Source organism: Streptomyces sp. 13-12-16, from assembly GCF_002114215.1.
Classification (GTDB): domain Bacteria; phylum Actinomycetota; class Actinomycetes; order Streptomycetales; family Streptomycetaceae; genus Streptomyces.
Genome location: NZ_NCTE01000250.1, coordinates 1 through 8,486 on the forward strand (window position 1 = coordinate 1; position 8,486 = coordinate 8,486).

Here is an 8,486-nt window from a genome sequence, read left to right on the forward strand (position 1 = left end):
GCCGGCCGCGGGCGCGGCCACGGGTGCGGCGGCCTCCGCGCTCTCGCCGGCGGCGACGGGCGGCTCCTCGATGATGACGTGGGCGTTGGTGCCGCTGGCGCCGAACGAGGAGACGCCGGCCCGGCGCGGCGCGTCCGCGGCCTTCCAGGGCACGGGTTCCGTCAGGATCCGGACGGTGCCCTCCGACCAGTCGACGTGCGGGGTCGGCTCGTCCACGTGCAGGGTGCGGGGCAGCGTGCCGTTGTGCATCGCCTGGACCATCTTGATGATCCCGGCGGCTCCCGCCGCCGCGCCGGTGTGCCCGATGTTGGACTTCACCGATCCCAGCCACAGGGGCTTCTCGGGTGGGCGTCCGCGTCCGTAGGCGGCGACCAGTGCCTGCCCTTCGATGGGGTCGCCGAGCGTGGTTCCGGTGCCGTGCGCCTCGACCGCGTCGACCTCGTCGGCGGTCAGGCCCGCGTCGGCGAGCGCCTGGCGGATGACGCGCTGCTGGGCCAGGCCGTTGGGGGCGGACAGGCCGTTGGAGGCGCCGTCCTGGTTGATGGCGGTTCCGCGGATGACGGCCAGCACCTGGAGTCCGTCGCGCTGCGCGTCCGCGAGGCGGGTCAGGACGAAGACGCCCGCGCCCTCGGCGAAGGAGGTGCCGTCCGCCCCGGCGGCGAACGCCTTGATCCGTCCGTCGGGGGCCAGGCCGCGCTGGCGGCTGAACGTGGTGAACGTGCCGGGGCTGGAGATCACGGTGACGCCGCCCGCGAGCGCCAGTGCGCACTCGCCGCGCTGCAGGGCCCGTACGGCCAGGTGGAGTGCGGTGAGCGAGCCCGAGCAGGCGGTGTCGACGGTGAGCGTCGGCCCTTCCAGGCCGAGCGTGTAGGCGACGCGGCCGGAGACGACGCTGGGCAGGTTGCCGCCCAGGACGTAGCCGTCGAGGCCGTCCGGGGCCTCGTGCGTGCGGGGCCCGTACTCGTGCGGCTCCACGCCGATGAACACGCCCGACCGGGTGCCGCGCAGGCGGCCCGGATCGATGCCGGCGCGTTCGATCGCCTCCCAGGCGGTCTCCAGCAGCAGCCGCTGCTGGGGGTCCATGGCCAGCGCCTCTTTGGGGTTGATCTGGAAGAAGTCCGCGTCGAAGTCGGCGGCGTCCGGCAGGAATCCGCCGCGCCGCACGTAGCTGGTGCCGGTCGCCGACGGGTCGGGGTCGTAGAGACGGTCGAGGTCCCAGCCCCGGTCGTCGGGGAAGTCGGTGAGCACGTGCGTGCCGTCGGCCAGGAGCCGCCACAGGTCCTCGGGCGAGGTGACCCCGCCCGGATAGCGGCAGCCGATCCCGACGATCGCGATCGGCTCGTTGAACACCGCGGGCGGTGCGGACGCCGCGGTGTCGTCGGATCCGCCCGGCTCGGCGGTGCCGTGCACCACCTCCGCCAGGTGGCGGGCCAGGGCCGCCGGCGTCGGGTGGTCGAAGCCGACGGTGACGGGCAGCTCCACCCCCAGCTCGGTGGTGAGCCGCCGGTGCAGCTGGACCAGGCCCAGCGAGTCCAGGCCGCCCGCGAGGAACGGACGGTCGGCCGCCACGCCGGTGGAGCCGTCCCCGTGGGCGTCGGGATCGGCGGCCCGCAGCACGGCCGCGGCCTGCGCCAGGACCAGTTCCAGCATCGCGGCCCTTGACTGCTCGGTCATGTGCATACTCCGCAACGAAGAAGAGGCGTGGAGGCCATCGGGGTGGTCAGGACGCCGCGAGGGTGGTGAGGGCCGCGCGGTCGACCTTCCCGTTGACGGTCAGCGGGAACTCGTCCACCGTGTGCAGCCGGTGGGGCACCATGTAGCCGGGCAGCGCGGCACGGCAGAACGCGATGACGTCCTTGGTGGCCGCCCCGGGGCCGTCGGGGGCGTGGGTGAGGAACGCGTGCAGCACCGGGTCGCCGTCCTCGCGCGGCACCATCATGGCGACCGCGCCGGTGATGCCCGGGAACTCGCTGATGCGGCGCTCCACCTCGCCCAGTTCGACGCGGTTGCCGCGGATCTGCACCTGGGAGTCGGCGCGGCCGTGGAAGTACAGCTCGCCCTCGGCCCCCATGGTGGCCAGGTCGCCGGTCTTGAAGACCCGCTGCCCCGACCTGGGGTCGACCGGGTCGGGGACGACGACGGCGTTCGTGGCCTCCGGGTCGCCCCAGTAGCCGGAGAACAGCGACGGGGTGCGCAGGTGGATCTCGCCGAGCACCCCGGGCTCGTCCACGAGGGTGCCGTCGGGCCCGACGAGCATCATCTCCGCGCCGGCGACGGCGTAGCCGATCGACAGGCGTTCGGTCCCGGGGGGCAGCGGGTTGGGCACCTCGGTGAGGGACGCGGCCATCGTCTCGGTGGCCCCGTAGCCGTTGGTGAAGCGGACCTTCGGCAGCAGCTCCTGAAGGCGCCTCAGCTCGTCCAGCGGGAAACCCTCCCCCGAGAACGCGATGCGGCGCAGGGTGCCCTCCTCGCCGAGTTCGGCCAGCAGAGCGGGCTCGTGCCGCAGCGACGGGCGCCAGGCCGAAGGGACGGCGTCGACCTGGGTCGTCCCGGTCTCCCGCAGGTACGACAGGAAGCGGCGGGGCCAGTTGAGCCGGTCGCGGGGCACGGGCACCAGGGCGGCACCGTGGCTGAGGGCGAGGCCGATGTCGACCAGCGCGAAGTCGAACTGGAACGGCGCCGTGCCGGCCACCCGGTCCTCGGACGTGATGAGTTCCGCGGCCTCCGCGCCCCGCAGGAACGCGATGACCCCGCGGTGGCTCATGACCACGCCCTTGGGCCTGCCCGTCGTACCCGAGGTGAAGGTGATGTACGCGGTGTCGACGGGCGTCACCGTGCGACGGCGGCGGACCCGCGGCACGGGCGGCCGCTCCACGGTGAGGCCCTCGGGGCCGAACCGGCCCGTGCCGACCGGCTCGGGGATGCCGCTCCGCCGCCCGCGCGCGGACTGCAGGTACAGCGCGGGCTCGGCGCTTTCGATGATCGTCAGGAGCCGCTCGTCGGGCACCTCGGGACTCGCCGGGACGAACACCAGTCCGAGGGTGGCACAGGCCAGCAGAGCCGCCACGGCGTCGGCGTCGGTGTCGGACTCCAGGATGACGCGGTCGCCGACGTCGAGCCCGAGGGCGTCGAGTGCGGCGGCGTAGCGGTCGGTGCGCCGCTCCAGCTCGCCGTACGTGATCGTCTCCAGCGCCCCGTCGGCCGCCGCCTGGATGACGGCCGGCCGGTCGGGTCCCCTCCGGGCGGCGGCCAGCAGATACGTCCGCAGGTTGTCCACCGATGCGTGCGCCCGAGCCGGACGCGCTCCATTCGGACTCATGCGCCACCCTTCCATTCGGCGTTTTCAGCCAATGCCAGGTTTTTTCTAGCAGGGTGCTTTTACGCCTCACAAGGAACTCCGGCCGATCACCGGCGAACTAGGGGGCCATAGGGGTTATGCCGGCACGGGGGGCCGACAAGACTGACCGGAAACAGTGGGATCGGACTGCCCGACTTTCGAGACGCAGGCCACGAGCGCGACAAACAGGGAGGCCGAGAATATGTCGGCGATTGTCTTTCCCGGAATCGGCCCGACACGGTTCGCCGAATTGGCGCGGTTCCTGGTGGCCCATCCCGTGGCACGCCGGTTCGTCGCCGAGGCGGACCGGGCACTGGGGTATTCCCTGGTGGACCGGTACCGGGAGACCGAGACCCGGGGCGGCGACCAGGGGGCGTTCCCCGAGTCGACGCGGCTCGTCTTCCTGGTCTCCTGCCTGGCGCTGGCCGAGTGCGCGGCCGCCGAGCAGGACGCGGCGCCGGTCGCGTGCGCCGGCGCCAGTTTCGGCGGCATAGCGGCGGCGGTGCGGTCCGGGGCGCTGCCGTTCTCCGAGGCCGTGACGATGACCGTCGACTGGGGCCGCCGCGTGGACGCCTACTTCGCCCGTGAGCACCGCGACGTCGTCACCCAGTCGTTCGCGCGCGTCCCGCCCGACCGGCTCGCCGAGATCCGCGCCGAGCTGGACGCGCGCGGCGAGTGGAACGAGGTGGCCTGCCACGTCGACCACGACTTCCACATGCTGTCGGTGCGCGAGGGCGCGGTGGAAGCGCTGCAGGGACGGCTGCGGGCGGCGGGCGGCCTGCCGCTGTACGTCATGCGGCCGCCGATGCACTCGGCACTCTTCGAGGAGCTGCGGGAGGAGATCGCGGCCGAGGTCGTCGCGGACGTCCCGTTCTCCGATCCCGGGACCGTCGTCGTGTCGGACCACGACGGGTCACTGGTGCGGACCGCGGACGGCGTACGGTCGCTGCTGCTGGACGCGGTGACGCGCACGGTGCGGTGGCCGGCGGTCGTGGAGACGCTCAAGGGCCTCGGCGTCGAGCGGGTGCACGTGGCCGGGCACGACGCCCTGTGGGGCCGGGTGGAGGTCATGACCGACGCGTTCGAGGTCGTGGCGGTGCGGCCGGACACGGCCATGCGACCGCGCCGGCGCAGCACGATCGCATAGCCCGGACGGAAACCGGATCAGCGCATGGCCGACAGGGTTTTCCAGAGGGTCTCGGGAGTGGCGAAATTGTCGAGGTCGAGGGCATCGTCGACGAAACGCACGCCGTACGTGGACTCCAGCGAGGACAGTATCGCGACCATTCCCATGGAATCGAGTCCGTGATCCCGCAGGCTCAGATCGGCGGTGATCTCGTCCCCCGATTCCAGCAGTGGAAGATTTTTGCGCAGAATTTCCTCGAAAGAATCGTCCCACATACGCGCTCCCGTGTTGTCACCGGTGTTCGAAGAATAGTCGACGCCGTGGCCAACATAAGCCGCGCGCTGTACGGGCCGGCACCCCTATCCACCCCTTTTCTTCCTGCGGAGCGAGGACAATGATCGAATCAGCCGTCTCCGGACGCGGCCTGCACGAACGATTCCTGCGCGGTCTGGAGCTGTCGCCCGGCCGGACCGCGATCCGCGTGGACGCCGAGAGCCTGACGTACGAGGCGATGCACGAACTGGCGTTGCGCCGGGCGGGGGCCCTGCTGGCCGGGGCCCCGCAGGCGCCGCGCGGCGTCGCCGTGCTGGCGGACAAGAGCCTGTCCGCGTACGTCGGGATCCTCGCGGCGCTGTACGCCGGCGTCACGGTCGTGCCGCTCAATCCACGGTTCCCGGCCGAACGCACCCGCCGGATGCTCACCGCGGCCGGCGTCTCCGCGGTCATCGCCGATCCGGTCGGCCGGGCCGCCCTCGCGGAGACCGAACTGGACCTGCCCGTCCTGGACGAGTCCGCGCCCGGCCCCGCGCTCGACGCACCGGTGGCCGTCCGGCCGTCCGACACCGCTTACGTGCTCTTCACATCGGGCTCGACCGGCCGCCCCAAGGGTGTGCCGATCACGCACGCGTCCAACGGGCACTACTTCGATCTGCTGGAGCGGCGCTACGACTTCGGCCCCGACGACGTGTTCTGCCAGAACGTCGGCCTCAACTTCGACTGCGCGATGTTCGAGCTCTTCTGCGCCTGGGGCCACGGGGCCCCGGTGCACGCCATCCCGCCCGCGGCCCATCGGGACCTGCCGGCGTTCTTCGCCGAACGGCGGATGACCGTGTGGTTCTCCACCCCCAGCGGCATCTCCTTCGTCCGGCGGATGGGCGGCCTGGCCCCGGGGGCGATGCCCACGCTGCGGTGGAGCTTCTTCGCGGGCGAGGCGCTGCTGTGCGAGGACGCCGCCGCCTGGCAGGCCGCCGCGCCCCGGTCGAAGATCGAGAACCTGTACGGGCCGACCGAGCTGACCGTGACCGTCACCGGGCACCGCTGGTCGCCGGAGACCTCACCGCGTCTCGCGGTCAACGGCGTCGTCCCGATCGGCCGGGTGCACGACGGCCACGACCACCTGCTGCTGGACGAGGGCACCGAGTCGGCGACGGAAGGCGAACTGTGCGTCACCGGGCCGCAGATGACGCCCGGGTACCTGGACCCGGAGGACGACCGGGGCCGGTTCCTGGAGCGCGACGGCCGTCGCTGGTACCGGACGGGCGACCGCGTGCGGCGTCTGGACAACGGTGAGCTGGCCTATCTGGGCCGCCTGGACTCCCAGGTGCAGATCCAGGGCTTCCGGGTCGAGCTGGCCGAGGTCGACCACGTCGTCCGGCAGTGCCCGGGCGTCCAGAACGCGGCCGCGGTGACCCGCCCGGCACCGGGCGGCGGGCTGGAGCTCGTCCTGTACTACACCGGTGACCGCGTCCCGCCGGCGACGCTGCGCCGCGCGGTGTCCGCCCGCCTTCCCGACCCCATGGTGCCCAGGGCGTTCCTGCACGTGGCGGAGTTCCCGCTGAACTCCAACCACAAGGTGGACCGGGCCAGGCTGGCCCGCGAGGCGGCCGCGATGTCAGACGGCCGCCCCTGACCCGAAGTGCCGGGCGTCCTCCGCGACCGTCCGCAGCGCCTCCGCGAGCGACTCGCCCGTCGAGGCGTGCTCGGGGTCGACGACCCACTGCATCATCACGCCGCTCAGCAGGGCGTGATAGAACTGCCCGACCGCGGCCTCGGTGCGCTCCGGCAGTTCACGGCCGCCCCAGAGGAGGCCGACGAGGCCCTTCTGCGCCTGCTGCTGCGCCTCGACGAAGAAGCTGCGGACCTCGGGCACGTGGTCGCGCTGGGAGACCGCGTCGAACTGGGCCCCCCACACCGGGCGGTGCCGCTCGAACAGCTCGATCACCCGTGTCCAGACCACCTCGAACCGCGTGATCGGGTCGTCGGGCAGACCGTCCACGTCGGCCAGGGCCCGCTTCAGCTCCTGGACCCACTCCTCCAGCGCCTCCATGATCGCGGCGTTGAGCAGTGCCTCCTTGGTGCCGTAGTGGTACCCGATCGAGGCCAGGTTGGCGCCGGACGCCTCGACGATGTCCCGCGCGGTGGTACGGGCGTACCCCTTCTCGTACAGGCAGCTCTTCGCGCCGGCCAGCAGATCCTCTCGGTGTCCCATGTCCAAGATTCTAAGCGGCCCGCAGAAGAATGTCTTAAACAAGCGTCTTAAACAGAATCTGACATAGACAGATTACTTATACAAATCTAGAGTCGAGATCATGAACCCCGAACGCGCCACCCCGAAGGAGTGGGTCGGCCTCGCCGTCCTCGTGCTCACGGTCCTGATGATGTCGATGGACACGACCGTGCTGTACTTCGCGCTGCCGTTCCTCAGTGCCTCCCTGGAGCCCAGCGCCCCGCAGCAGCTGTGGATCGTGGACATCTACGCGTTCATGCTCGCCGGACTGCTGATCACCATGGGCACCCTCGGCGACCACATCGGCCGTCGGCGGCTGCTGATGATCGGCGCGTTGGTGTTCGGCGCCTCGTCCTTCGCCGCCGCCTACGCGGGCAGCGCCGAGTTGCTGATCCTCGCGCGCGCCGTCCTGGGCATGTCCGGGGCCGTGCTCGCGCCCTCCACCCTCGCCCTGATCCGCAACATGTTCCGCGATCCCACCCAGCGCCGTACGGCCATCGCGGTGTGGACGGCCGGCCTCTCCGGCGGCGCCGCCCTGGGCCCGATCGTGTCGGGACTCCTGCTGGAGCACTTCTGGTGGGGCTCGGTCTTCCTGATCAACATCCCGGTCACGGTCCTGATCCTGGTGCTCGGCCCCATGCTTCTGCCGGAACACCGCGACCCGCGGCCCGGCCGCTTCGACTTCCTCGGCGCCGCCCTGTCCCTCGGCGCCATACTGCCGGTCGTCTACGGCATCAAGGAACTCGCCGACGACGGCTTCGCCTGGAAGTACGCGGCCGTCACGGCCGCCGGTGTCGCGGTGGGCGTGCTGTTCGTCTGGCGTCAGCGCGCGGCCCCCAGTCCGCTGATCGACCTGGCTCTGTTCCGGGACCGTGGGTTCAGCGCGTCCATCGGCGTCAATCTGGTGGCCCTGTTCGCCATGGTCGGCTTCCTGCTCTTCGCCACCCAGTGGCTCCAGCTCGTCCACGGGCTCAGCCCGCTGGAGGCCGGACTGTGGACCCTGCCCGCGCCGTTGGCGGTCGCGGTGACGACCACGGTGGCCGCCATCCTGGCCAAGACGGTCCGCCCCGGTTACATCATCGGCGCCGGCATGGTGATCGCGTCCGGCGGTTTCGCCGTCCTGACGCAGTTGCGAGCCGATTCGAGCCTGGCCCTCGCGGTGCTCGGCGCGAGCGTCATGTCGGCCGGGGTGGGCATGGCGATCCCCCTGACCGCCGACCTGATCGTCTCAGCGGCTCCACCGGAGCGCGTCGGCGCGGCCGCCGCGCTGCCCGAGACCAGCAACCAGCTCGGCGGCGCGCTGGGCGTGGCGATTCTCGGCAGCATCGGCGCCGCCGTCTACACCCGTGATGTCGACGACGCGACGGCGGGGCTCCCGCCCGAGGCCGCCGAGGCCGCCGAGGGCTCGCTCGGCGGGGCGACGGAGGTGGCTCAGCACCTGCCCGCGGGGGCGGGCCGGTCCCTTCTGGGCGCGGCCGAGGAGGCGTTCACCGAGGGCATGACGATCGCCGCCGCGG

The 8,486-nt window shown here is 72.0% G+C and carries 7 protein-coding genes; 3 read left to right on the forward strand and 4 right to left on the reverse strand.

Annotation, left to right across the window (positions count from 1 at the left end; genetic code table 11):
- Together B7767_RS11350 and B7767_RS11355 are read right to left on the reverse strand one after the other, a co-directional pair.
- Window positions 1-1,689, reverse strand: a 1,689-nt coding sequence (locus tag B7767_RS11350; RefSeq protein ID WP_256923408.1) for a beta-ketoacyl synthase N-terminal-like domain-containing protein, incomplete at its 3' end; no start/stop codon positions are given.
- Between the two features lie 31 nt (window positions 1,690-1,720).
- On the reverse strand, window positions 1,721-3,319 hold the full coding sequence (locus tag B7767_RS11355; protein WP_085572092.1) for an AMP-binding protein: 1,599 nt from the start codon (window positions 3,317-3,319) through the stop codon (window positions 1,721-1,723).
- 220 nt (window positions 3,320-3,539) lie between these two features.
- Between B7767_RS11355 and B7767_RS11360 the strand changes: the two genes are divergently transcribed.
- Complete coding sequence (locus B7767_RS11360) at window positions 3,540-4,484, forward strand: ACP S-malonyltransferase (protein WP_085572093.1); 945 nt, start codon at window positions 3,540-3,542, stop codon at window positions 4,482-4,484.
- Between the two features lie 17 nt (window positions 4,485-4,501).
- On the opposite strand, the gene B7767_RS11365 is transcribed toward B7767_RS11360, so the two are convergent.
- The gene (locus B7767_RS11365; RefSeq protein WP_085572094.1) at window positions 4,502-4,738 is read right to left on the reverse strand and encodes an acyl carrier protein; all 237 of its coding nucleotides are present in this window, start codon (window positions 4,736-4,738) and stop codon (window positions 4,502-4,504) included.
- Between the two features lie 119 nt (window positions 4,739-4,857).
- Here B7767_RS11365 and B7767_RS11370 point away from each other — a divergent pair, with 119 nt between their 5' ends.
- A complete protein-coding gene (locus B7767_RS11370; RefSeq protein WP_085572095.1) occupies window positions 4,858-6,372 on the forward strand; it encodes an AMP-binding protein in 1,515 nt (504 codons plus the stop codon).
- Here the strand turns inward: B7767_RS11370 and B7767_RS11375 are convergent.
- Window positions 6,355-6,951, reverse strand: a complete 597-nt coding sequence (locus B7767_RS11375) for a TetR/AcrR family transcriptional regulator (protein WP_085572096.1) — start codon at window positions 6,949-6,951, stop codon at window positions 6,355-6,357. The two genes, B7767_RS11370 and B7767_RS11375, sit on opposite strands and share 18 nt — an antisense overlap.
- Before the next feature lie 100 nt (window positions 6,952-7,051).
- Between B7767_RS11375 and B7767_RS11380 the strand changes: the two genes are divergently transcribed.
- Window positions 7,052-8,486 (forward strand): MFS transporter (locus tag B7767_RS11380; protein ID WP_085572097.1); only part of this gene is annotated, 1,435 nt, incomplete at its 3' end.

Bases quoted from the DNA above. Each gene is read 5' to 3' on its own strand.
- B7767_RS11355 (WP_085572092.1), bottom strand. From the start codon at position 3,319: ATGAGTCCGAATGGAGCGCGTCCGGCTCGGGCGCACGCATCGGTGGAC.
- B7767_RS11360 (WP_085572093.1), top strand. From the start codon at position 3,540: ATGTCGGCGATTGTCTTTCCCGGAATCGGCCCGACACGGTTCGCCGAA.
- B7767_RS11365 (WP_085572094.1), bottom strand. From the start codon at position 4,738: ATGTGGGACGATTCTTTCGAGGAAATTCTGCGCAAAAATCTTCCACTG.
- B7767_RS11370 (WP_085572095.1), top strand. From the start codon at position 4,858: ATGATCGAATCAGCCGTCTCCGGACGCGGCCTGCACGAACGATTCCTG.
- B7767_RS11375 (WP_085572096.1), bottom strand. From the start codon at position 6,951: ATGGGACACCGAGAGGATCTGCTGGCCGGCGCGAAGAGCTGCCTGTAC.